This is a genomic window from Haloarcula quadrata (assembly GCF_003634715.1).
Lineage (GTDB): Archaea > Halobacteriota > Halobacteria > Halobacteriales > Haloarculaceae > Haloarcula > Haloarcula marismortui.
The window spans coordinates 3010573-3034511 of sequence record NZ_RBWW01000001.1; the positions used below are offsets into that span (position 1 = coordinate 3010573).

Consider the following 23939-nt stretch of genomic DNA (forward strand, 5'->3'; position numbering starts at 1 on the left):
ACTGACTTTTCACCGGTCCCCTCCAACACCGTGCATGGACGATATTCAGATTCAGGGAACGTCGGTCCCCGCACTCGGCCTCGGGACGTGGCAGCTCACCGGCCAGTCCTGCCGTGAAACCGTCGAAACAGCTCTGGGGATGGGCTATCGCCACATCGACACCGCACAGGCGTATGGCAACGAGCGGCAGGTCGGGCTGGGGATGGATGCCGCCGCGGTCGACCGCGAAGACGTGTTTCTGACGACAAAGCTCGACGGGTCCAACCGCGACGAGCGGAGCGTCCGCCGGTCGACGCGGGAGAGCCTGAACAAACTGGGAACGGACTATCTGGACCTCCTGCTCATCCACTGGCCGAACACGCCGTGGATGGCGTCACTATCGGAGACGCTCGGTGCGATGAACGACCTCGTCGAAGAGGGGCTGGTTCGACATATCGGCGTCAGTAACTTCTCGCCGTCGCTGCTAGACAGGGCGCGGGACATCTCCTCGGCCCCTATCTTCACCGATCAGGTACAGTACCACCCCTACTGGGACCAGCGGAAACTGCTGGATTACTGTCGCATCCACGACGTGCTCCTGACCGCGTATAGCCCGTTGGCCCGCGGCGGCGTCCTTGACGACCCCGCGCTCGTCCAGATCGGAAACAAATACGGGAAATCCCCGGCGCAGGTCGCGCTCCGGTGGCTGGTTCAGCAGGACGGCGTGGCAGCGATTCCGAAGGCATCCAGCCGCGAGCATCTGGAAGCGAACCTGGCGGTCTTCGATTTCGAACTCACCGACGCGGAGATGGAACGGATTCGGGACCCGTCGAAGGTCAAGACCGGCGTGCAGTTCGTTCGGTCGCAGTTGCCGTTCTGAGCGGCGTTCCGTTTCGACCCGACAGATATCTCTACATAGGAGATGTTTCGGTGGAGTCGTGGCACGTATGACGTATTTTATACCGGTTATCCCCGCAACCGTGGCGCTTGATGTGGCAAATATTACTAATCACACAACTATCATTAACCATCTGGTCGCAGCTTTCGTGTGGTGTGTTACCACTGAATCCCGGCGCGGGAACACACCGCTGAACTCACAGCGAGGCCACTGTGTCAGTACACGAATCTGAACCGATACGACGAAGCATCGAAGTGGAGTACTGGGTCATCGACGACGCGGGCCGGCTGGTCGAACCGGGGGCGCTCGTCAACGCAACCCCAGGGGCGGAGCGAGAGTTCGTCGAGCCCCTGCTGGAGGTCAAGACGACGCCGTGTGAGACAGCTACAGAACTGCGCGAGGAACTCCTTGACCGACTCGGAGCCGTGCTGCGGCGGGCCGACGACCTCGGGAAACGGCTCGTGCCGCTTTCGACCCCGGTCAACGCTGACGAGATTCAGGAGATTCCGTGCGACCGGACCCGGATTCAAAACTGTGTCGTCGGCGATGATTTCGAGTACGTCCGCCACTGTGCCGGCACGCACATCCACATCGAACAGCAGTCGGGGCGGGAAATCGACCAGTTGAATACGCTGATTGCCATTGACCCCGCGCTAGCGCTCGTCTCGTCCTCGCCGTATTTCCGCGGCCGGCGGCTGGCCGACAGTGCGCGCTCGAAACTGTACCGCTGGATGGCGTACAACTCGGTGCCACACCAGGGCTGGCTGTGGTCGTATCTCAACGACACTGCGGAGTGGGACCGCCGGCTCGAACGGCGCTACGATGAGTTTGTGACCGCGGCTGTCGACGCTGGTGTCGACCGCCGGACTGTCGCAGCGAACTTCGAGCCCGAAAGCGCTATCTGGACGCCAGTCCAGCTTCGGGCCGAGTTCGGCACCGTCGAGTGGCGGTCGCCCGACGCTGCACTCCCGAGTCAGGTCCTGCAACTCGCCGACGCCGTAGCGTCTCTCATGGACCACCTCAGGGGAACCGAGGTGCGTATCGAGGGTGAGACGGGCCGCGTTACCGACGACAAAATCGTGCTCCCGGAGTTCGACGCTGTCCTTGCATACGCGAACGACGCTATCCGGGACGGGGCCACCTGCGATAGCGTTCGGTCGTATCTCGACCGGATGGGATTCGACGTGGACGCGTACGAACCGGTCGCGCCGACGTTCGACAGACCGGAACCGGTCACACCCCGTGATGCCCGCGAGATTCGGCTCGACCACGCCGACCGGCTGCAGGACGATGTGCGACAGGCTGCGCCGGTCGCACTCGATTAGAACCGGAGCCGGCTCACCGAAACGGAGCAGTGACCAAGGGTTTAGGAATCGCCACACCAACCCCGCGCTATGGTGACGGCGCTCGCCGATGATATCTGGTGGTACGATCTCACGGGCGTCAACGCGACGCTCGTCGACGACGACGGCGCACTCACGCTCGTGGACACGGGGCTGCCCTGGCACGGCAACGAACTCATCGCCGGCCTGAGCAATGCCGGCTACGAGCTCCGGAATCTGGACCGCATTCTGCTTACACACTTCGATCTCGACCACGTCGGTGGACTGACCGCCTTCGACGGCATCGACGTGCCCATCTACGTCGGCAAGCGGGACGCGCCGCTGGTCACCGGTGAGCGGTCGCCGCCGCTGGGAAACCACAAGGGTGCGTTCCAGCGGCTCGTCTCACCGTTCGTCGACGCGCCGGACAACGACGTTGTCTCCCTGGCCGACGGCGATACCGTCGGGAGTTTCACCACCTATCACACCCCCGGTCACACGCCGGGGCACGTCTGCTACGTCAGCGAGTCGCTGTCACTGGGACTGCTGGGTGACCTCGTCCGTGAGGACAGCGGCCGCTTCGAACCTTCGCCGTGGCTGTTGAGTTACGATACCGACGCCGTCACCCGGAGTATCAGTGAGTTCGCCGAGCGTGCGCCTGACTTTGACATCGCCGTCCCGGGCCACGGCGTTCCATTCGAAAAAAACGGCTCTGAGCGACTGGCCCGACTTGCGGCGACGTTGTAAGAGAAAGCCGGCGTGGGACTGTGCTACAGTTCCTCGGCGACCGCGTCGGAGCTGAGCAAGTCCGGGTCGACGACGAGGTCCGTCTGTCGGCTGGCGAAGTCGGGCAGGGAGCCCTCTGCGTAGACGACAACCCGGAGGTCGGGGTTGAGGTCCTTGGCAACGGCGATGGAGGTCGCCTGTGACATCTCGGTCAGCAGGTATACGTCCGCCTCGTGGATGCCGGCCTCTTCCAGCCCGGGCCGGTTACCGACATCGGCAACCGTCACGGTGTGTCCTTCAGCTTCGAGCGCGTCCGTGAGTCCGTTAGGGTCTGTACCGACGAGGACGACGTTCATTCGTACTCGATTGTCGCCGGCGGTTTGTGGGTCACGTCGTAGACGACGCGGGCGACGTTCTCGTGGGCCCCGGTGATGCGCGACTGCATACGCTGGAGCGTGTCCCAGTCGAGTTCCTGTGCGCGGGCGGTCATGCCGTCCCGGCTCTCAACGGAGCGGACGGCGACGACCCAGCCGTGGACGCGGTTATCGCCTTTGACACCCGTCGCTTTGCCGATGACGGCAGCGAGCGCCTGCCACGGCTCGTACTCCTCCAGTTCCTCTTCGACGACGTGGTTGGCCTCGCGGGCCACCGCCAGTTTCTCCTCGGTCACTTCCCCGATGATTCGGACGGCAAGCCCGGGACCGGGGAACGGCATCCGTTCAGAGATGATCTCTTCGAGGTCAAGCGCGCGGGCGACCTCGCGGACCTCGTCCTTGTAGAGGTCCCGCATCGGCTCGACAATGCCGTCGAAGTCGATGCGCTCGGGGAGACCGCCGACGTTGTGGTGGGACTTGATGGTTCCCTCACTCTCGATGCGGTCGGGGTAGATGGTCCCCTGCACCAGGTAGTCGGCGTCAACCTCGCGGGCGACCGTCTCGAACTCCCGGATGAACTGCTCGCCGATGATGTGGCGTTTCTCTTCGGGGTCGGTCTCGCCTTCGAGTTCGTCGAGGAAGCGGTCCTGCGCCTCGACGATGCGCAGCGAGTCCATGTAATCGAACGTCTCGCGGATCTCGTCGGTCTCGCCTTTCCGCATCAGCCCGGTGTCGACGTACACGGCGGTGAGCTGGTCGCCGATAGCCTCGTAAGCCAGCGCGGCGGCCGTCGAGGAGTCGACACCGCCGGAGAGCCCGATGACGGCGTGCTTGTCCCCGATCTCCTCGGCGATTTCGGCTTTCGCCTCCTCAATGAACTCGTCAACGTTCACCATCAGTGGCTCACCTCCTCAGTCGTCGCAGTGTGGGGGTCGTCGCCGAGGACCGCTTCGAGCAGTCCAACAAACGGCGGGCTGGCACGCGTCGGTCGGGAGCGGAACTCCGGATGGAACTGCGTCCCGATGAAGTACGGGTGGTCCTCGGGTCCGAGTTCGAGTATCTCCATACGATTCCCGGCGCGGCCGGAGAACTTCAGCCCAGCGGCTTCGAGGTCGTCGATGTACTCGGGGTTAACCTCGTATCGGTGGCGGTGCCGTTCGGTACAGGACTCGCCGCCGTACAGCGTCGCGGCGAGCGTGTTCGCGTTGATTTCAGTTTCATGGGCACCCAGCCGCATCGTCCCGCCCATGTCCTCGATCTCGTACTGCTCGGGGAGGATGTCGATGACGGGATGTGGCGTATCTTCCTCCAGTTCCGCCGAGTGGGCATCGTCAAGGTCCAGTACGTTGCGGGCGTACTCGACAACAGCCATCTGAAAGCCGAGACACAGGCCGAGGAACGGAATGTCATTCTCGCGGGCGTACCGGATCGCCTCGATTTTGCCCTCCGTGCCGCGGGCACCGAAGCCGCCCGGCACGACGATGGCGTCGGCCTCGCGCATCCGGTCTGCGTGGTGGTCATTCATCTTCTCGGAGTTGACCCACCGGACGTTCACGTCGACGTTTTTCTCAAGGCCGGCGTGTTTCAGCGCCTCGTGGACGGACATGTAGGCGTCTTCGAGGTCGTACTTGCCGACGAGCGCGACTTCGACCTCGCCCTCTGTGTTCTGGGTGACGAGGTCGCGCCAGCGGTTCTCCCGCTCGTCTTCGGGCAGTGCCTCCGAGGCGATGTCGAGTTCTTCCATCACGTACTGGTCGAGTCCTTCCTCCTCGACCATCAGCGGGACGTGGTAGATGTCGTCGACATCGGGGTTCGAGAAGACGGCTTCCGTCGGCACGTCACAGAACAACCCGATCTTCTCCTTGGTGTCGATATCGAGTTTGTCCGAGCAGCGGCCGACCAGAATGTCGGGCTGAAGACCGATAGAGCGCAGTTCCTTCACGGAGTGTTGGGTCGGCTTGGTCTTTTGCTCGCCGTTTTTCGAGTATGGGACGAGCGTGACGTGGGTAAAGAGAATATCGTCCTCGTCCTCTTCGTGGGCGAACTGCCGGAGCGCTTCGAGATACGGCATCCCTTCGATGTCCCCGACCGTGCCGCCGACTTCGATGATACAGACGTCGTTGCCTTCGGCGGCCTCGCGGATACGGCGCTTGATGTCGTCGGTGATATGCGGGATAATCTGGACCGTGCGACCGAGGTAGTCGCCGGACCGCTCCTTCTCGATGACGTGCTGGTAAGTCTTCCCCGTGGTGACGTTGTGGTCGAAGGTCATGTCGATGTCGAGGAACCGCTCGTAGTTCCCCAGGTCGAGGTCGACCTCCCCGCCGTCTTTGAGCACGTACACCTCGCCGTGCTGGAAGGGATTCATCGTACCGGCGTCGACGTTCAGATACGGGTCAATCTTGACCGCTGTAACGTCGAACCCGGCGTTTTTGAGTAATCTACCTGTGCTGGCGGCAGTGATGCCCTTCCCCAGGCCAGACATCACGCCACCGGTGACGAAGATGAACTTCCGACCCAGTTCCGGGTCGTAGTCCGTTTCGGGTTCGGTCGGCATACCGACGGTGAACCCCGCGTAGTCTAAACGGTTTCGGAGCGCGCACTGTTCGCCACCCCGTCGCAGTGTCAACGCGGCTACAGTGAGGGCTGCGTGAGGACGCGCCACGCAGCTACGAGCGCGGCAAGTGACAGCGCCGAAAACACCGCATCACTGGGACTGGAGCCGATGGCGATAAACAACAGGTACCCGGCGATGAACCCCCCCAGAAGCGAGACGACGCCGTGCCGCGTCGAGTGAGACACCGACGCTCCGGTTCGCGTTGACATACAACATTATTTATTGTTATATAGTATAAATGTATCTTCGGTATTGGTGGGGAGGTTCGGCGACGGTCAGGACTTGAGGACGCCGGACCGGATGGCGAAGTACGTCCCGATGGCACCAACCGAGGCGAGCACGAGTGCCCGGAGCGGCCCGCCCGCGACGAGTGCCGTCTGCATCAGTACTAACAGCGTCACCAGCGTGGCGAGAAACGACACGGCAGCGAACGAGAGCGGACGGTCCATAGTATGAGGTCGAGCCGACAGCGCCTCTGTCTTTCGATACTGTCCAGCAGGTGTGGGGCTGAGCTATACTTTCACTTGGTACTGAACCGGCGACAGGAATCGACTACGGACTCTGAATACCGGGTTCCCAGCAGCTACAGGTGGTCGCGGAGAAACGGCCCAACCGTCTCGCCGATACGGCCGCTCTGCCCGACGAAATGGTGGTCGGCTGGCAGGCGCTCAACCGTCTGGCCCAGCTCGGTAGCCCGGTCAACGACCGGTTCCCAGTCGACTGTCGCATCGCGCTCCCCGACCACGACCTGTACCGGGCAGTCGATGGCGTCAAGCGCAGCGGCCGCATCGAGATGCGCGGTCACGCCGGCCGGTGGGGCGAGCACTGACACGGCCGCCGGGTCGGCCGCAGTGTCGTGTGCAGCGGCCGTACAGAGCGCCACAGCCGCGCCAAAACTGTAGCCAAACAGGCCAACTGCGTCGTAGCGCTCGTCGGCCCACGCCAGCGCGTTCTCGGCGTCGGCCCGCTCGCCACGGCCCTCGTCCCACGCGCCGTAGTCGAACCGGAGACAGCTGATGTCGGGGGCCAGCGCGTCGCTGACCGCCTTGAGCCGGCTGTCAGACCGGGAGCCGCCGTACTGCGGGTGGGGCGGGCACGCAACGATGACGGTGTCCGATGCTGGCCGGTCAAGCGACGCGGTGACGTCTCGCCCACCCGGTATCCCGACGGTAGTCATACGTGTTCACTCGCCAGCCCTCTGTAAGAAATTTAAGGTTGGAGAGACCAATGCGCATACATGGGAATCCTCTCGCGCGCGTCGTACGTCATCCGCTCCAAGCTCAACGCCGTCCTGAACCGAGCGGAGGACCCGACAGAGACCCTCGACTACAGCTACGAGCAGTTGCGTGACGAACTGCAGGACGTCAAGCAGGGCATTGCGGACCTGACGACCCAGAAGAAGCGACTGGAGATACAGAAGCGCCGTCTCGAAGAAAACGTCGAGAAGCACAACGAACAGGCGCGCCAGGCCGTCGAGCAGGACCGCGAAGACCTCGCCCGCCAGGCGCTGGAAAAGAAAAAGCAGAAAATGAGTCAGATCGAGGACCTGGAAGGCCAGATACAGGACTTACAGAGCCAGCAGGACCAGCTGGTCGAGCAGAAAGACGAACTCCAGAAACAGATCGAGCAGTTCCGGACGAAGAAGGAGACGATGAAGGCTCGCCACGAGGCCGCCAAGGCGTCGGCGCGCGTCAACGAAGCGATGACCGGCGCGGGCGACGAGATGCAGGATATCAATCAGGCTATCGAGCGCGCGGAGGAACGAACCGAGGACATGGAAGCCCGTTCGCAGGCGATGGACGAACTCCGCGAGGACGGCGTCCTCGAAAGTCAGATATCGGACGAGAGTTCACTGGAGCGGGAGCTTGAGGAAGTCCGACAGAAAGGGTCAGTCGACGCCGAACTCGACACGCTAAAAGCCGAGATGGGGAAAGCCGAGGACGGCGACAGCGGGTCGAGCGACGCAGATGTCTCCGAAACCGAACTGGAACAGGAACTCGCCGACGAGAGTACGCAGGTCGACGTCGACGAGAGTACGCAGGTCGACGTCGACGAGAGCGAGGTTGAGTCGGAGCTGGACGAGCTGAAAGAAGACGAGCAGTAACGCCGGCAACGCGGGACTTTTACAGCGGCCAGACGACCGACACCGAGAGCGACGTCACGGCACACAGAAGCAGCTGTAGCGGTCCGCCGACGCGCGCGAAGTCAGTGAAGCGGTAGCCGCCGGGACCGTACACCATCAGGTTCGTCTGGTAGCCGATGGGTGTCAGGAAGGCCGTCGCGACCGCGAACGTCACGGCGACGAGGAACGGGAACCCAGAAGCGCCGATCTCCGTGGCAGTGGCGACGGCAATCGGGATCATCAACACGACGGTCGCGGCCGGGGTGATGGCGCTGGCGAGGACAGCAGTCAGGAGATACACCAGCGCTAGCAGCGCGAGCGGCGGGAGGACGCCGGCGGCGTCGACAAGGAGCCCGCCGACGAACGCGGCTCCGCCGGTGGCCTGCATCGCCTGGCCCAGGGGGAGCAGGCCGGCGAGCAGGAACACGACGTTCCAGCTCACCGCATCGTAGGCCTTCGAGGCGCTCAGTGTGCCGGTGGCGACCGTGGCGACGACGCCACCCAGCGCGGCAATATAGATGGGCAGCAGGTCCAGCGCTGCGAGCGCGATGACGGCGAGCAGGGTCGCAAGCGGGACCGCCGCAGCGGCGTCAAGCGAGGGTGGGCCGCCCTCAAGCGCATCGAACAGCTCCGGTGGGCCCTCGGTCAGGGTCAGGTAGCCCTCGTCCTGGAGGTGCCCCATCTTGTCAAGGGGCGTCTGGAGTAAGAGTAAGTCGCCAGCGGACAGTTCGACCGCCGTGAGATCCTCGTGAATGACCTCGTCGCCGCGGCGGACAGCGAGGACCGTCACGTCGAATCGACTGCGGAGTTGCACGTCGGCAAGCGTTCGCCCGCGGAGCCGCGACTCCCTGTCGATGACGGCCTCCGCGAGGACGCCCGGGTGCCCGCTTTCCGCCAGCAAGTCCGCCGTAACAGACTCACGGGCGAGGTCCCGAAGGTCAAGCGTCTGAGCGAGTTGGTTGACAGCTTGGCGGTTGCCACGGACCGTCAGCACGTCGCCAGGTTCGAGCGGGCGGTCGGTGGCTGTCGCAAAGAACGACTCGCCGTCGCGGTCGATCTGGAGCACGTCGACGTCAAGCGGGCCACTCACGGCGAGGACCTGTTCGACGGTGGCCTCGGTCGGCAGTGACTCCCCCGCGTCGACCACGTCAACGACCGCCTCGACTGCGTCGTCGGAGACGCTGCCTTCGAGCGCTTCTCGAACCGTCAGCCCGACCAGTGGGGACGCCTCGCGAACCCGTAACTGCGCCAGATGGCGGTCCATCTCGAACTCCTCAGTGAAGTCGGCCGCGGGATGGACCCGTTCGGGGACGAGCGCCCGACCCACCGTCAGCAGGTAGCCCACGCCGACAGCGAGGACGACGACACCGACAGGCGTCAGCGTGAACATGGAGAACGGCCGGCCGAGCAACTGCGCCGAGAGGTCGCTCGCGAGCAGGTTTGTCGCGGTGCCGACCAGCGTGAGCGTCCCACCGAGCATCGCGGCGAAAGAGAGCGGCAACAGCAGGTTCGACGGCGAGATACCGTACCGTTCCGAGAGGCCGGTGACCAGCGGGATGAAGACGGCGACAACCGGCGTGTTGTTGACGAAGCCCGCGCTGACGCCCGTCGTGCCGACGATGGCGGTCAGCAGACGCCGTTCGTCGCCGCCCGTCAGCGCCGCGAGCCGTCCGGCCAGCCAGTCGACAACGCCGGCCGATTCGACACCGGCGCTGAGGATGTACATCGCGACGATGGTAACCACCGCCGGGCTGGCGAACCCTTCGATAGCTGTCCGCGCCGGGACGCCGGTGTACGGTTCCAGCACGACCAGCGCGACGAGGACAGCGATGGCCGTCATATCAGGCGAGAGCCACTCGGTGACGAACAGCGTCAGGGCGGCAACGACGAGCGCGAAGACCACGAGCGCGCCCATCGAGAGCGAGGGCATACCAGTTCCCTCGACGGACGGCGATAAAAACATCCGGGGCGCTATCAGGGAATTTCGCAAGCGGACGCGGCTCACTCACCACTGCCCGTCGGTCGCGCCGTCTCGTCACACTGGGTCCGGCTCGTAGCCCGGCCCGACTCGCAGCGTCAGTGTGGTCTCACGCACCGACAGCGACAGCGTCTCGTGTGTGCTGAGTTCGCCGTCGCGACTGAACGTGAGTTCCTTGCCGTGTCCGGCGATAGTAATCTCGTCCGCTCGAACGTGGGTCACGCCGTCGGTATCAAGCGCCAGTAGTCGCTGGCCGATGGCCTCCGCGACGAGGTTCCCTGTTGGCATCTGTTCAACGATAGCCACGTCGAGCAGGCCGTCTTCCATGTTTGCTTGCCCACCTTCGGCGACGAACTTGCGGGCGTTGCCCACCAGCAGGCAGGTGGCCTCGCCGGACCAGGTGAACGGTCCATCCTCCCCGACAGCCGCGATGGTGATATCGAGCCCGTCGAAACGAAGCGCCTCCTGTGCGCCGGTGAGCAGAAACGCCAGCGTGCCGAACCGCTCTTTGAGGTCGCCCGGAGTCGAAACGCTGGCGTCGGCGGGGAGGCCGGCGATACAGGAGACGAGAAACGGCTCCTCGTCGGCGACGCCCACGTCGACCGGTCGCGTCTCTCCGATATCGGCGATTTCGACACCGTGTTGGATGTCTGTGACGCCGATGTTCCCGGCCAGAAGGTTCGCCGTCCCGGCCGGGATGACGCTCAGCGTCACCGAGTCGAGGTGGCCGGCGTCGTTGAGTCCGCGGACAACCTCGTTCACCGTCCCGTCGCCGCCACAGACGGCGACCTCAGAGGCCTCAGCCCGCCCGGCCTCGCGGCCGAGTTCGACCGCGTCGCCCGCCGCCTGAGTTTCGTACACCTCGAACCCGCGTGCCTCCATCAGCCGCGGAACGTAGTCGGCGTGCTCGCCGTCGCCGCTGACGGGGTTGAGGATACACCGACGCGAACCAATCTGCATAATCATAGCGAGTCCGGACCGGCACTTATACCGTGGTGATGTGCCGGCGTCACTCCCAGTCGACGTCGACACTCCGGTTCGTCTCGCGGAGAATGAACGGGCCGATTGCGAGCGTTCGTTTGGTTATCGTGACAATACGGAGGATGTACGATATCAGGACTGTGAACGGAAGCAGGGATGCTGTCGTCGTCACGGCGAGGAACCACAACGCGTCGGGGACGCCGGCTGTGACGCCGACGAAATCCTGCACATCGAGGAACAACAACGAGGTGATTGCGACGGTAAGCGCCGGGATAGCGACGTAGAGCAGTGTCCGGGAGAGGTCGGACAGTTCCCACTGGAAATACAGCGTCTTGAAGTGTTCCCGGGCCGGGCCGAACAGTTCGAGCGTCTCGACGAGTTCCGCAAGCGAGTCGTCGATCTCGTCAGTGAGTTCGTCGGCGTACGCTTCACGGATACGTCGACCGGCATACAGCTTCCAGGAGTAGTTGTAGTTCAGCGCGGCCTTGACGACATCGAACTCGCCGAAGGTCCCGCCCTCAAGCTGGTCGGTAACGCTGTCGGCGTTTGTTCGCACATCCTCCAGATAGTTCGACAGCAACGCCGTCAGGTCGTCATCGAGTGCCGTCTCGTCGACAGCGTTCTGGGTGTTCTTGGCCCGTTCGGAGGTCCCGCGAACCAGCGACCGGAGGAACGCCGAGGGCGCTGCCGGACTGACTGCCGTGTCGACGGCGTCAGCAACGTCGGCGCGGAACTGCATCGCCCCGTCCATCCGCTCGCGCTGATCGCCCACCGCACCGAGCTCCTGAGACAGGACGAGCTGATTCAGTGTCAGGACCAGCGTAACGGCGGTTACAGTCCCCGTAATCAGCGCCTGAAACAGCGTTTCAACCGGGTCGCCACGAGTCAACAGCGTCATGGCCGGTTCGGGATGCAAAAGCCCGACGGCGAGAAGCCCACAGAACAGGACAGCCGAGAGGAGGGTGGTGACGAGCCAGCGGTTCGCATCGAGGAGGAGCCAGAGGAGCCGGGTGTCACCGGCGGCGCGCTTTCGCATGGTGTCGCTCGACTGGCTCCCAGCAGAGGGGGATGGCACACCGTCCCGGACTCCTGCCAGGCAAAAAAGCCCCCGGTCGGGGCAACGTCACCCCTGAATAGGCCAGTCAGTCGTCGTCAGTTGTCGTCAGTGTCGTCCGTCGTCAGTTCCAGCGACCCAGATTTCACTCCCTGCGACGTTGGTGTAAACAGCACCGGGACGGTGACCGACGTGCCCGGACGCACACCTGCGTCTCGACTGCCTCGGTCCGGAATGCCACCGCGTTCGGCTCGTCGTCTTGACGTCAGTCACCAGTAGTGGGTCCGCAGTACCCACCGGACTTGCGGCAGCGTCTGTGCCGGCGGCGATTCCGGCCGGACCCAACGAGCGGTCTGAATCCCCTCCGCGGCGTTCGGAGTGGGTTGATCCAGCAACTGACACCCGAACACACGATAGGCTGAGAGTGTCTGCGAGCAACTGTGGTGAGCGTAGTAGACGGTCGCTACCGGTCCGCGGATCACACTCCGACAACCAAGTTCCTCGGCGAGTTCGCGTTCGAGCGCCTCCCGGTCGTCCTCACCTGCCTGAATCCCGCCACCGGGGAGCGTCCAGAACGGCGTTCCGTCGGCGTGGTGCTCTTTGACCAGCAGGACCAGATCCGACGACCGGATGAGGGCTTTTGCGCCGGAACGGAGGCGGCCACCGGTCACGGGGTCACTGGTCGTTGGGTTGACGGTTGGTTTCGACACGTGGAACTCAACCATCGCGAGACAACCACATTAGTAGTTTCCGTCTAATAGAGCAAACGCGGCGAACAGGGACCGGTTCAGAGCTACCGTCCGGCGAGGAACGTCACAGCGGTTCGCTGCTGCTCAACCTCGGTTTCGAGGTGGTCGCGGAACTCGGCGATGTCGATGTCCTTCTCCTCGCGTTCCTTGCGGTCACGAACCGAGATGGTCCCCGCTTCCTCCTCGTTGTCGCCGATGACACACATGTAGGGAACGCGGTCGTCGTGGGCCTGCTGAATCTTCTTGCCGACAGTCCAGGAACGGTCCTCGATAGTGACCCGGAAGTCATCGAGTTCATCCTGAATCTCCTCGCAGTAGGCGATGTTGTCGTCGCTGACTGGCAGCAGACGGATCTGTTCGGGGGCGAGCCACGGCGGGAACTTCCCGTTGTAGTGCTCGGTCAGCACCATGAAGAACCGTTCGTAGGAGCCATACAGCGCGCGGTGGATCATCACCGGGCGGTGCTCCTCGTTGTCCTCACCGGTGTAGGAGAGGTCGAACCGCTCGGGCATATTGAAGTCCAGCTGAACGGTCGGGCCGTCCCAGTGGCGACCGAGCGCGTCCTCGAAGGCAAAGTCGATCTTCGGGCCGTAGAAGGCACCGTCGCCCTCCTCAACGACGTAGTCGATGTCCTGCTCCTCAAGGACAGATTCAAGCTGGGATTCGGCTTTCTCCCAGATCTCGTCGCCGCCGACGGACTTCTCGGGCCGGGTGGCGAACTGGACGGTGTAGTCGAGATTGAAGGTGTCAAGCGTATCGAGGATGATGTCGACCGTCGCCAGCACTTCCTCCTCAATCTGGTCCGGGCGGACGAACAGGTGGCCGTCGTCGATGGTGAAGGCCCAGGTCCGGGAGAGCCCGGAGAGTTCGCCGCGCTGCTCTTTGCGGTACACCTTCCCGTCCTCGAAGTACCGCACCGGTAGGTCCCGGTAGCTCCAGGAATTCTGCTCGAAGATGGTGGCGTGGCCGGGACAGTTCATCGGCTTCAGGCCGTACTCCTCGTCGTTGACATCGAGCAGGAACATGTCGTCAACGTAGTTCTCGTAGTGGCCCGACTTCTTCCAGAGTTCGGTGCGGAAGACGTGGGGCGTCTCGACCTCGTCGTAGCCGGCGTCACGGTTGAGGCCAGCAACATAGTCCGAGAGTTCGTTGAGGATCTTCTTGCCGTTGGGTTCGTACAGCGGCAGGCCCGGCCCGGTCGTCTCGTCGATGGAGAACAGGTCCATTTCCTGGCCGATCTTGCGGTGGTCGCGCTCCTCGGCCTTGCGGCGCTGTTCGAGGAACTCAGCGAGCGCGTCCTCCGTCGGGAAGGCGGTTCCGTACACACGAGTCAGCGTCTCGTTCTCTTCCTCGCCGCGCCAGAAGGCCGCCGAGATTTCAAGCAGCGCGAAGCCGCCGATTTCGCCGGTCGATTCGACGTGGGGGCCCTGACAGAGGTCCTCGAACTCGCCCTGGGTGTAGAAAGAGACCTCCTCGTCGTCCGCGGCCTCAGTTTCGAGGATGTCCTGTTTGAACTGATTGTCCTCGTAGCGCTCGAAGGCATCGTCGCGGTCGACAAGTTCGCGTTCGATGTCGAGGTCCTCCTCGATGATCTCCTCGGCTTCGGCCTCGATGGCTTCGAGGTCGTCCTCGTCGATGTCGACGCCGGTGATGTCGTAGTAGAACCCGTTGTCGGTCCACGGCCCGATTGTGAGCTTCGCGTCGGAGTAGAGGCGCTGCAGGGCCTGTGCGAAGACGTGGGCAGCGGAGTGACGAAGCACATCGAGATACTCGTCACTGCTCTCGGTGACGATTTCGAGTTCGACGTCCGCTGTCAACGGCGCGTGTTTGTCGACAAGGTCGCCGTCGACAACGCCGGCGACCGTGTCGTCACCCAGCCCTGGCCCGATTTCGTAGGCGACATCCTCGACCGTGCTGCCGCGTTCGACCTCTAGTGGGGTCCCGTCGGGCAGCGTGACCGTGACCGTACTCATATCCGAGGATACGACGGCGGCCGGGGATAAGTGTATTGAGACGCGGGCGACGCTGGTGTTACTCTGGCAACGGCGGGTCCGAATCCTCATCGACAGTGTCGGCCGCCGGCAGGTCAGACTGGGCCGGTGGCCGTGCTGCGCTTGCCCGCTCCAGCGATGAGAGCGCCAGTTCTTCCTCGCCTTCAAGCATGGTAAGCCGGTCCATGACAGTGACAGTCTCCCCGTCGGCCGTATGCGGCGTCACGCACCTGAGTTCCGACCCGGTGTACTCGGCTAATAGTTGGACCGGGAACACGATCGCCCGGTACTGCTCCCCCGACATCTCAGAGTCAACTGACCGGACCTGAAACGCAGGTTCGAGTGAACATTTGTTGCGTTTTGCCCATTCCTGAAAGACGCTCACCCGGTTGAGTGCGAAGAGTCCCAGTTCGGTCCGTGCCTCCGCTGGTGTGGACGGTATCTGCCGACCAATGACCTGAACCCTAAAGTCCGACAAAACATCAGTGTCCGACAACCCCTTAATTCGGTCGATAACCGCAGCCTGTTGCTGCGTGTGCCCGTCGGGCAGCAGTGAACGAACGTACAGTTCTGCCCGTGTATCATCTGGCTGCGTGCTCCCCTGCATCGTATAGAAGTTAATGCGCAGGGACTGGCAAAAGTATTCTTGTTGACAAATAATGGTTAGAACAGTTATACACTGAACGACGGAAACTGAATCGACGGTTACACCGTCGGCTGGACAGTCACGGGCCGTGTCAGCGTGATAGGGAGTACTATGTGGGCACGGTTCGCATGAGAAGCCGGATATGTACGATTCGGTGCTCGTGGCCACAGACGGCAGTTCGGGAACGACAGAGACGCTCGCACACGCCACCTCGATCGCGCGTGACAACGACGCGACTCTCCATGGACTGTACGTCGTGGACAGGCGGCTCTACGTCGCGGCCGACAAGGCCAATCAAGACGAGGTGCGTCAGTCGCTGGAGGAAGAGGGAGATGTCGCGCTTGACGACATCGTGGTCGGCGGCGAGGAAGCCGGCGTCGAAGTCGTCACGACCATGGCAGAAGGGATTCCCCACAAGACAATCACCGACTACGCCGAGGAGGAAGACATTGATGTCATCGTGATGGGGACCCACGGCCGAACCGGACGAGACCGGGTCGCCAATCTCGGGAGTGTCACCGAACGGGTCGTCCAGAGCGCGCCCGTCCCCGTTCTCGTCGTCCACATCGAATAGTCCAGGTGTCGCTGGCGGTTGCGGGACGGACGTGCTCGATAGCAGCTATACTACCGGTAGCACCCCGTTCTGACCGGTATCTTTTCGAGCCGCCGACACGATGGTGGCAGTATGGACAGCCGAGAGTACGCCTTCGAAGGAGCCACGCCAGATATCCACGGATACGCCCACGTCAGCCGCGAGGCGACACTGGTGGGTGATGTCACCATCGGCCCGAACGCGAACGTCTGGCCCGGTGTCGTGTTGCGCGGCGACGTGGCCCCCGTCGAGGTGGGCCGCGAATCGGCGATCGGTGACGGGGCCATCGTCCACGCCTCGACCGTCGGCGAGAAGGTGATGGTCGGCCACGGAGCCGTCCTCAACGACGCCCATGTACGCGACGGGGCGCTCGTTGGGTTCAATTCGACGGTCAGCGACGCCACCATCGGCGAGGGCTCTATCGTCGCGATGGGGACGGTTGTTCCACCAGGCTACGAGGTGCCCGCGGAGTCCTTTGTCCGCGGGAGCCCGGCCACAGTGACGCCGCTGTCCGAGACCACGATCGACCCCAACGAAGTGTTCGAAGCGTTCAGCTCCGGCGATTACGCCAACCTCGCGGCTCGCCACGAGGACCTCTTCGAGTAACGTCACGCCGGACACGACGGGTCACTTATAATGGAAGAACACACACAGTACCGTGCATGGACGATATCGTCGACCTGGTGACCCGGTCGCTCGCTGACGAGACTGCCGCGGCGTTCACTGAGCGGGTCGACGAGCAGGCGATGCAGCTCCGAAGAGCCATCGAATCCGGGGAGTTCGACAACGAGGCGTTCTCCGTCGGCCTGGAGATCGAGCTGTACGCCATCAACGCCGAGCCGGACCCGCCCGAACCGGACGATGCGGAAGACAGCGAGGAAGCCACCGAGGCGGACCTGAACGACGACCTGAGCGGATCGAGCGAGGCTGCCTGGAGCGGGTCGCTCGACGCGCCGGCGGAGCCCGAAAACGGCGGTGGCGCATCACTGGAGCCAAACGGCGGCGGGGCGTCGCTGGAGCCAGACGAGGGCGATCCGCTGGAACCCGCTGGAGATGAGTCACTGGATCAAGACACCGGCGACGCCGCTGACGAGTCCGACGACGCGTTTGGTCCCGGGGAGGGGCCGTCGCTCGACATCGACCCGGACAGCCCGCTGGCCGACGACGAACCTGAGACACCCGAAAACGAGGCCGAGTCGGCCGTTGAGTCGTCGGTCGAGGAAGAAGACGACGAGCCGTACATGGACCCCGAAGACTGGGAAGGGCGACTGACCCGCCTGCCCGACGTGGTGTTCGAGGGCGAGGCCAACAAGGAACTGGGTCTGCACAACGCCGAAGTCAACACCAAACCGAACAGCTTCGACCAGACCGGAATGGAGGTCCAGACGACGGCAGTAGAGATGCAGACGAAACAGGCCCGCCAGCAGGCGAGCAAGCACAACTGCGAACTCGTCCTTGACGCGATGTGGACCATTCCGCCCGAGGAAGGCAGCAAAGAGTATCTCTCGGCGCACGAGATGAACGACGGGGTCGTCCTCGCGGACAACATGCGGCAGGCTCCCAGATACGTGGCACTAGACAACGAAGCGCTGGACCACGCTGGCGGCAGCATCAACTTCGACGTGCCGGGGCACAGCGGGTCGTTCCCGACGATTCTGTTCGAGTCGCTGGCCACCTCGATCCAGCCACACCTTCAGGTTCCGGATGCCGAGGCGTTCCCCGAGTACTACAACGCCGCGATACGGACGCTCGGGCCACTGCTCGCGCTATCGGTGAACTCGCCGTTCCTCCCCGCCGATATGTACGGTGACACCGACGGCGAGTGGCTCTGTGAGACCACCCATCACGAACTCCGTATCGCGGCCTTCGAACAGTCGGTCAACACCAGTGAGAACCCAAAGGTCCGAGTCCCGCAAGACCTCGACGACACGACGGATGTCGTCGGTCGCGTCGTCGACGACGACCTGTTCGCGCCGTTCCTGCGGGAATTCCTGCACGATGACGACCGGACAGAATTCGAAGACGATTTCTGGGAGTTCGACCACAAGCGTGGGACCTACTGGCGCTGGCTCCGCTGTGTCGTCGGCGGAGCCCCCGTCGACGGGGCAAGCACTGAAAAGTCGCTCCGCATCGAGTATCGCCCGCTCCCGACCCAGCCCCACGCCAAGGACATGATCGGGCTACAGGCGCTGACGGTCGGCCTCATCCGCGGCCTTGTCGTCGCCGACCACCCTGTTGCGGAACTGCCCTGGCAGGAGGCCCGGCGGAGTTTCTACAACGCTGCGGACGATGGTCTAGAGGCCGACCTCTCGTGGGTGACGGCGCAGGGCGAGCGAACGGCCGACCACGACGCCATCTACGACGAGGTTTTTGAGTACGCTCGTCTGGGGTTGGCCGAACAGGACATCTCGGAGGCCCGCATCGACGAGTACCTCGGCTCTATCGAGGTCCGCTACGATGCCGGCATGACCCCAAGCGACTGGAAGATCGCTCGCGTCCGTGAGTATCTTGATGACGGCGACGACCTCTCAACAGCCATCCAGTCAATGCAGCGGGACTACATTGCGGCAAGTCGTGAGCACCATTCCTTCGAGGAGTGGCTGTGAGCGGCCGGCACTTGGTAGAGCGGAGTCCGGGAGTCCCCTGCCGGATGGCGGGTATTTATTCGGATGACGCCGTTATATTCGGGTGATGGTATCCACAGGCGACACAGCGCCGGACATCTCGGCGACAATCGCGAACGGTGAGGTAGAGGACTTCGAACTGAGCGACCACCTAGGCGACGGGCCGGTCGTGCTGACTTTCTTCCCGGGCGCGTTCACACCGCCGTGCTCCAACGAGATGGTCGCCCTGCAGGAGCACCTCGGTGACTTCCACGACGCCGGCGCGACGGTCCTCGGCCTCAGCGCCGACTCGGCGTTCTCGCTGAACTCCTTCCGTGATGAGCACGGGCTGGAGTTCGACCTGCTCAGCGACATGGGCCGGTCGGCGATTCAGGACTACGGTCTCGAAATTAACATCGAAGACCTCGGGCTGCTCGGCGTCGCAAACCGCGCCGTGTTCGTCGTCGACGACGACGGCGAAGTCGCCTACAGCTGGGTCGCCGATGACCCGACCAACGAGCCGGACTACGACGAACTGCTGGACGCCGCCGAGTCGGCGTAAGCGGTCGTCGGCCGAACCTGATTTTTTATTGTGTGACTTCGCAGCTACGCATCTCGCATCCGCCGGACCCCGGTGCCGGCCGATACTGCAGTGAGGTCGAACACGTCGCCGTCGAGCGACACGCCGTCGTAGGGGTCTGCCGCCAGCAAGAGCGCACCATCGAGGTCAACGTAGTCGACAAGCGGTGCGAGGTGGACCGCCGCGGCGATACTGGCGTTGGACTCGACCATACACCCGAGCATCAGGTCGAGGCCGTGGGCGTCGGCGGCGTTGAGCAGTCGGGTTGCGGGCCGGAGGCCGCCGCATTTGACGAGTTTGGCGTTGACAATATCACAGGCGTCAGCGACCCGCGGCACGTCCGACGCAGTCACGCAGGACTCGTCGGCGGCGACGGGGATTTCGGTCGCGTCGGTCACGCGGCGGAGGCCGTCGATATCGTGGGCCTCAACCGGCTGTTCCAGCATCGTGACGCCAGCGTCGGCAAGCCAGTCCGCATTGTCTATAGCCTCCTGTGCAGTCCAGGCGGCGTTGGCGTCGACACGTAGTTCGGCATCGGGGGCCGCGTCCCGGACCGCGTCCAGCCGCGCCCGGTCGTCCCCAGTCCCAAGTTTGACCTTCAGATGGCCGAAGCCGCTGTCGGCCGCCTGCCTTGCTTTCTCGGCCATCCGCTCGGGCGAGTCGATGCCGACCGTGTAGGTGGTCGGCGGAACCGCGTCGGGGTCGAGCCCCCACTGGCGGTACAGCGGCAGGTCCAGTTGCCGAGCGGCGAGGTCGTGGACGGCGATAGAGAGTGCCATCCGAGCGGCTGGCTGGTCCGGCGCTTGCTCGGCGAGGTCCCGCTCAATGCGTTGCTGGGCGTGTGGGTCACCGATGCCGTCGACGGTCTCACAGAGCAACGGCAGCGTTTGAGCCACCGACTGGGCGCTCTCGTCGTAGTAGGCCGACGGCGTGACGGCTCCAATGCCGGTGGTTCCCTCGTGGGTGAGTTCGACTGTGGCGGTCTCGCTGGTCTCACTGGTCTCCCGCGAGATGCCGAATGGGTTCGACAGCGGCAGGTCGTGGCGGTCGACGGTCCAGTTCATAGGATGGCGTCCAGTACCTCGTCGGGGATGCCGTGGCGGACCGGGTCAGTCGCCGGTGCATCCAGAGTGGCGCTGTACTCTGCAACAGCATCCGCGGCCGCATCGTCGTCGAGGTGGCGCGTGTTCAACATGCCCGCGACGACGGACGCATCAGAGATTGGGGCGGCCAGACGCTCGTAGATATCGACGTACTCGGGGAGCGGTGGAATATCGAACGACTCGTAGCCGTGGATGGCCTCCCGGCCAGCCTCGTGACACATGACGAGCGCATCCGGGACCGACCCGTGGAGGATACTCGTCGTCACACCCGAGTAGGCCGGATGGGCCAGCGCGCCCTGTCCTTCGACGACGAGGAGGTCTGCCGCCTGCGCTTCTTCGACCAACCGTTCCACCGCGCCGGCAGCGTAGTCGGCAATGACGCGGTCGATGACGATACCCCGGTCGGAGATGGCGATGCCGGTCTGGCCGGTCGGGACGACAGCGGCGTCAAGGCCGCGTTCCCGCGCCGCATCGCGAATCTCGAACGAGGCAGTCATCTTCCCCGTCGAGCAGTCGGTCCCGACGGTCGTGACGACTGTCGCGTCCACGTCGCCGGCGGTCCCCGCTGCCACGGTCAGGTCTTCAGGCGGCTTGCGCAGGTCGTGCAGTTCAGCGCCGTGTTCCGCGGCGAGGCGGGCGAACTCATCGTCGTCAGCCAAGAAGTCGTGCAGTCCAGAATACACGTCACAGCCGCGTTCGAGCGCCGTGCGGACATCCTCACGCCAGGACTCGTCGAACTCACCGCCGATAGGCGAGATGCCGATGACGAGCGCGTCCACCTCGGGTGCGTCGGCCATCGATGCGACGACTGGCGCGTCCTGTACGTCCGGCAGCGAGTCGTGGACGCGCTGGCCGGCCCGCTCGCGGTCGATAAGCGCGCGTACCGTTCGGTCACCGTACCGCAACAGCCCGACGGCCGTTTTGGCTCGGTCGGGGAAGGCGTCGTGTGTTAAGATGGCTACGGCCATGGCCGGACAGAATCACCGCCCCGCGAAAAAGCTACGGAACCGGCACCGAGGGTGCCGGAATGAACAGGGCCCAAACTACGGCACGCGCAACCGAACGGTCCACAGTGACCGGACGGCATCGTCAAGTGCTGCGTCGGGCTCCCCAGTCGCGTCGACTGGTTTCATCGCCGTCGAGAGGTCCTCGAACTCGTGGATAACCGACCCCTCGCCGACGACGTACAGCCGGTCGGGGGACACCTCCTCGATAGCGGCCCGGCAGCGGTCAAGATGGGAGTCGATCTGCTGGTCCCGGAGCCGCTCGAACCGGCTCTGTGAGAAGCCGCCCTTGGAGTGCTGGCTCTTTAGCTCCGAGTCGAACCCGTGGAACGCAGTTTGCTCCCGGCCGTCGTACTCGCCCATGGCGAACAGGTCCGAGCGAACCAGCGCGACGACGTGCTCGCCGGTCGGTTCGAACCACGACCGCTCCAGCTGGACCGTGTCGGCCCACCCGGTGAACGGCGACGGCGGCGCAGGGACGGACAGACACGCCGACAGGAGGCCGGCGTCGTCGGTGACTGCGAGACACGGTGCGGCGCTGGCGACCAGCGACGCGCGGTCACCGAAGGCGTCCCGGACTGGACCCGGCAGGGAGCGCTCCGCATCGACGTAGGCGGTAAAGACCCCCTCTGGTTCTGTCTCGACGGATTCCAGCCGGTCGAGGACCTCACTCAGTCGCGCCCGACTGAGCGTTTCCTCGGCTCGGAACGTCGATTCTCCCTCCTCGTCTTGCAGGCGTTCGACTCGGTCCTGAAGTTCGGCGACGCGGTCCTCCAGCCGATTGACCTCGGCCTCGGCCCGCTGGCGCTCGGTCGCTGCGTCGGCGCGGCGCTCCTTCTCGGCGTCGAGCTGTCGTTCGAGGTGGTGGTTTGCCTCCTCAAGTTCGGCTACTCGCTCCTTCAGCGACGCCCGTCCCAGCAACCGGTCAAGCATCGACTGGATGGCAGACGGGGACGGGCTTAAAAGTGACTTCCCGAACCGTCGCTGCATCGGAACGCTCCCGCTCAGTTCGGCGGTCCGTCGTCATCTCTCAGCGAGGAGATGATGAGCCGCTTGATGCCGCGTCGAAGGAGACCGCTGGCCGCAGGCTGAGAGATGTCTAGGTCGGCGGCAACGTCGCTGAGGGTCGCGTTCCGTGGTTCTTCGAAATACCCCGTCTCGAGTGCGACGAGAAGCGCTTCCCGCTGGCTATCAGTCAACCCCGCATCCGTGTTGCCCAGACTGGCGTATTCGTTCACGCGCAGCAGGTCGATGTCGATGTCGTTCTCTTGAGCATAGTCCCAGAGATGAGCGAGAGCCGTTCGCTCTGGCATCCATATCGTCAGTATCCATGCGCTCCCGTCGTTTTCCATGTCGAGGATAACCCCATTCGCGGATGAGATGACGGGAGAGAGAATCTTCGCCTCGTCAGTGTACTCAAAGCTGTAGATGGCCTCGTTGTCTCTGGTTTCGATGACGCGCTCGAATTCGCCGATAGTGCTGTCGTTCTGTAACCCGGCCTCGAACTGCTGGAAATCAGGCGATTCGATATGGTAAAAGAACCTGCCCGACGTCGGGTCCGTACCCGCCTCTGACACGGACCTGACGTTCGAATCTGGGGCGTGGGTCACGGTCTCTGTAAGCACGATGTCAGGGTGCTCGACCCGGACGACCGCCTTGATATCGGTCATTAGTTGTAGGGTAGTGGTGTGAGTGTGGCAAAACGTGCAATTACAGTGTTCGTTCGAGATGTCTGTGGCAGCTTTGTCTCAAATTCTCGTTACTGAGTGAAGGTGGTCGTGCGGTGGCTTAACTGAGTCGGTTGGTCGTGAGTTCTGAGTACGGAGGCAATGCGGATTTTATTTCCCGTCTGTGCAGGTCGGCTTGAGAGAGGGACTCGCCCGCTGGGCAAGGGGTTCCCGTGCAGTGATGTCGCCGACTCAGACGCGATGATTGAATAGCATGGCCCAGAGCCGCTCGGACCAACTGGCTTCGGACGACGGGGTGACCCCGGCGGGGAGGTAGAATTTGGATTCTGTAGCGCTGTCCCAGTTGTCGGTGTGACTTCGCTGTGACATACAGGGAACTAGAAGCCCCTGAACCGCATTGGTCTGTAGCTTAAGCGTATAACCTACTTATCCCGCGTTTCAAGCATTTCGCCCACTCGGTGGACGGAGAAAAGACAGTAAAACGGAGTTGTGCCCCCTCAGACAGCGGTGTCGGGCAGTGTCGGCGTCCCCTCGGAGATAGAGAGCAGTTGTGCGGCGTGGTCCGCTTTCGCCAGAAACACTTCTTCGAGGCTGGGCGGGTTCCGGACGTTGGCGTCTTCGAGCATCGGTTCGGGAACGACGAGTGTGTCCGCCGGGACCTCTTCGTCCCCGTGGACGGCGAAATGCTGGGAACCGAGTTTCATTACCAGCGGATAGTCTGTGCGCTCAACCCCGTCTCCGGAGGCGTACAACTGTTCGTTCACTCGTTCGTGCTGCTCGCGACACATCGCGGCCGCCGCGTCGTCTCTCCGTTCGACGTAGAGGCGGCCGAGGTAGTATCCCCGCGAAAACTGTTCGAACATCGGTGCAAGTGTATGTGTGACACTCACATACATAAGTGTTCGCCGGCAACCTTTTGCCGTCGTGCAAAC

25 protein-coding genes are annotated in these 23939 nt (G+C 63.5%); 8 read left to right on the plus strand and 17 right to left on the minus strand.

Annotated elements, in window-relative coordinates; translation table 11 throughout:
- Nucleotides 1-34 precede the first annotated feature (34 nt).
- The 3 genes from BDK61_RS15565 to BDK61_RS15575 all read left to right on the plus strand — a co-directional run bounded on the left by BDK61_RS15565 (nucleotide 35) and on the right by BDK61_RS15575 (nucleotide 2946).
- Nucleotides 35-859 carry an aldo/keto reductase gene (locus BDK61_RS15565; RefSeq protein WP_121303689.1) on the plus strand — a complete coding sequence of 275 codons (825 nt, stop codon included), beginning with the start codon at nucleotides 35-37 and terminating at the stop codon, nucleotides 857-859.
- Nucleotides 860-1089: 230 nt separating this feature from the next.
- The gene (locus BDK61_RS15570; RefSeq protein WP_244209814.1) at nucleotides 1090-2202 is read left to right on the plus strand and encodes a glutamate-cysteine ligase family protein; all 1113 of its coding nucleotides are present in this window, start codon (nucleotides 1090-1092) and stop codon (nucleotides 2200-2202) included.
- 69 nt (nucleotides 2203-2271) lie between these two features.
- Nucleotides 2272-2946 carry an MBL fold metallo-hydrolase gene (locus BDK61_RS15575; RefSeq protein ID WP_121303691.1) on the plus strand — a complete coding sequence of 225 codons (675 nt, stop codon included), beginning with the start codon at nucleotides 2272-2274 and terminating at the stop codon, nucleotides 2944-2946.
- A 23-nt stretch (nucleotides 2947-2969) separates the two neighbouring features.
- On the opposite strand, the gene BDK61_RS15580 is transcribed toward BDK61_RS15575, so the two are convergent.
- The 6 genes from BDK61_RS15580 to BDK61_RS15600 all read right to left on the minus strand — a co-directional run bounded on the left by BDK61_RS15580 (nucleotide 2970) and on the right by BDK61_RS15600 (nucleotide 7093).
- The gene (locus tag BDK61_RS15580; protein WP_121303692.1) at nucleotides 2970-3281 is read right to left on the minus strand and encodes a DUF7126 family protein; all 312 of its coding nucleotides are present in this window, start codon (nucleotides 3279-3281) and stop codon (nucleotides 2970-2972) included.
- Nucleotides 3278-4195: a glutamine-hydrolyzing GMP synthase gene (gene guaA / locus BDK61_RS15585; RefSeq protein WP_004963685.1), complete on the minus strand. Its 918-nt coding sequence runs from the start codon at nucleotides 4193-4195 to the stop codon at nucleotides 3278-3280. Before guaA ends, BDK61_RS15580 begins: the two co-directional genes overlap by 4 nt.
- Complete coding sequence (locus BDK61_RS15590; protein ID WP_004963688.1) at nucleotides 4195-5856, minus strand: CTP synthase; 1662 nt, start codon at nucleotides 5854-5856, stop codon at nucleotides 4195-4197. Before BDK61_RS15590 ends, guaA begins: the two co-directional genes overlap by 1 nt.
- A gap of 77 nt (nucleotides 5857-5933) precedes the next feature.
- Nucleotides 5934-6125, minus strand: coding sequence for a hypothetical protein (locus tag BDK61_RS15595; protein ID WP_121303693.1), 192 nt, complete (start codon nucleotides 6123-6125; stop codon nucleotides 5934-5936).
- A gap of 66 nt (nucleotides 6126-6191) precedes the next feature.
- Nucleotides 6192-6365: a hypothetical protein gene (locus BDK61_RS23520; protein ID WP_004963694.1), complete on the minus strand. Its 174-nt coding sequence runs from the start codon at nucleotides 6363-6365 to the stop codon at nucleotides 6192-6194.
- A 134-nt stretch (nucleotides 6366-6499) separates the two neighbouring features.
- A complete protein-coding gene (locus BDK61_RS15600; protein WP_121303694.1) occupies nucleotides 6500-7093 on the minus strand; it encodes an alpha/beta hydrolase in 594 nt (197 codons plus the stop codon).
- 60 nt (nucleotides 7094-7153) lie between these two features.
- On the opposite strand from BDK61_RS15600, the gene BDK61_RS15605 reads away from it, so the two are divergent.
- Nucleotides 7154-8020: a PspA/IM30 family protein gene (locus tag BDK61_RS15605; RefSeq protein ID WP_121303695.1), complete on the plus strand. Its 867-nt coding sequence runs from the start codon at nucleotides 7154-7156 to the stop codon at nucleotides 8018-8020.
- 19 nt (nucleotides 8021-8039) lie between these two features.
- On the opposite strand, the gene BDK61_RS15610 is transcribed toward BDK61_RS15605, so the two are convergent.
- The 6 genes from BDK61_RS15610 to BDK61_RS15635 form a co-directional block, all read right to left on the minus strand.
- Nucleotides 8040-9968 (minus strand): SLC13 family permease, encoded by a 1929-nt coding sequence (locus tag BDK61_RS15610; protein ID WP_121303696.1) that lies wholly within the window; start codon nucleotides 9966-9968, stop codon nucleotides 8040-8042.
- 105 nt (nucleotides 9969-10073) lie between these two features.
- Nucleotides 10074-10976: a diacylglycerol/lipid kinase family protein gene (locus tag BDK61_RS15615; RefSeq protein WP_208644676.1), complete on the minus strand. Its 903-nt coding sequence runs from the start codon at nucleotides 10974-10976 to the stop codon at nucleotides 10074-10076.
- A 49-nt stretch (nucleotides 10977-11025) separates the two neighbouring features.
- Entirely contained in the window at nucleotides 11026-12033 is a 1008-nt protein-coding gene (locus BDK61_RS15620) for a hypothetical protein (RefSeq protein WP_121303953.1), read from the minus strand.
- Between the two features lie 287 nt (nucleotides 12034-12320).
- Nucleotides 12321-12776 (minus strand): NUDIX hydrolase, encoded by a 456-nt coding sequence (locus BDK61_RS15625; RefSeq protein ID WP_121303698.1) that lies wholly within the window; start codon nucleotides 12774-12776, stop codon nucleotides 12321-12323.
- 68 nt (nucleotides 12777-12844) lie between these two features.
- Complete coding sequence (gene thrS / locus BDK61_RS15630) at nucleotides 12845-14773, minus strand: threonine--tRNA ligase (protein WP_121303699.1); 1929 nt, start codon at nucleotides 14771-14773, stop codon at nucleotides 12845-12847.
- A 58-nt stretch (nucleotides 14774-14831) separates the two neighbouring features.
- Nucleotides 14832-15398, minus strand: a complete 567-nt coding sequence (locus BDK61_RS15635) for an HTH domain-containing protein (RefSeq protein WP_121303700.1) — start codon at nucleotides 15396-15398, stop codon at nucleotides 14832-14834.
- A gap of 181 nt (nucleotides 15399-15579) precedes the next feature.
- Here BDK61_RS15635 and BDK61_RS15640 point away from each other — a divergent pair, with 181 nt between their 5' ends.
- From BDK61_RS15640 to BDK61_RS15655, 4 genes are all read left to right on the plus strand, one after another.
- Nucleotides 15580-16011 (plus strand): universal stress protein, encoded by a 432-nt coding sequence (locus BDK61_RS15640; RefSeq protein ID WP_004963716.1) that lies wholly within the window; start codon nucleotides 15580-15582, stop codon nucleotides 16009-16011.
- A gap of 111 nt (nucleotides 16012-16122) precedes the next feature.
- Nucleotides 16123-16635: a gamma carbonic anhydrase family protein gene (locus tag BDK61_RS15645; RefSeq protein ID WP_004963719.1), complete on the plus strand. Its 513-nt coding sequence runs from the start codon at nucleotides 16123-16125 to the stop codon at nucleotides 16633-16635.
- Nucleotides 16636-16691: 56 nt separating this feature from the next.
- Complete coding sequence (locus tag BDK61_RS15650) at nucleotides 16692-18635, plus strand: ICP22 family protein (protein WP_121303701.1); 1944 nt, start codon at nucleotides 16692-16694, stop codon at nucleotides 18633-18635.
- 85 nt (nucleotides 18636-18720) lie between these two features.
- Nucleotides 18721-19194, plus strand: a complete 474-nt coding sequence (locus BDK61_RS15655; protein WP_121303702.1) for a peroxiredoxin — start codon at nucleotides 18721-18723, stop codon at nucleotides 19192-19194.
- 44 nt (nucleotides 19195-19238) lie between these two features.
- On the opposite strand, the gene BDK61_RS15660 is transcribed toward BDK61_RS15655, so the two are convergent.
- From BDK61_RS15660 to BDK61_RS15680, 5 genes are all read right to left on the minus strand, one after another.
- On the minus strand, nucleotides 19239-20276 hold the full coding sequence (locus BDK61_RS15660) for a dipeptide epimerase (protein ID WP_121303703.1): 1038 nt from the start codon (nucleotides 20274-20276) through the stop codon (nucleotides 19239-19241).
- On the minus strand, nucleotides 20273-21283 hold the full coding sequence (locus BDK61_RS15665; RefSeq protein ID WP_121303704.1) for a DUF1611 domain-containing protein: 1011 nt from the start codon (nucleotides 21281-21283) through the stop codon (nucleotides 20273-20275). Before BDK61_RS15665 ends, BDK61_RS15660 begins: the two co-directional genes overlap by 4 nt.
- A gap of 75 nt (nucleotides 21284-21358) precedes the next feature.
- Entirely contained in the window at nucleotides 21359-22252 is an 894-nt protein-coding gene (locus tag BDK61_RS15670) for a Vms1/Ankzf1 family peptidyl-tRNA hydrolase (RefSeq protein ID WP_121303705.1), read from the minus strand.
- 71 nt (nucleotides 22253-22323) lie between these two features.
- Complete coding sequence (locus BDK61_RS15675; RefSeq protein ID WP_011224811.1) at nucleotides 22324-22989, minus strand: helix-turn-helix domain-containing protein; 666 nt, start codon at nucleotides 22987-22989, stop codon at nucleotides 22324-22326.
- 515 nt (nucleotides 22990-23504) lie between these two features.
- Nucleotides 23505-23870: a DUF5802 family protein gene (locus tag BDK61_RS15680; protein WP_121303706.1), complete on the minus strand. Its 366-nt coding sequence runs from the start codon at nucleotides 23868-23870 to the stop codon at nucleotides 23505-23507.
- Between the last annotated feature and the right edge of the window lie 69 nt (nucleotides 23871-23939).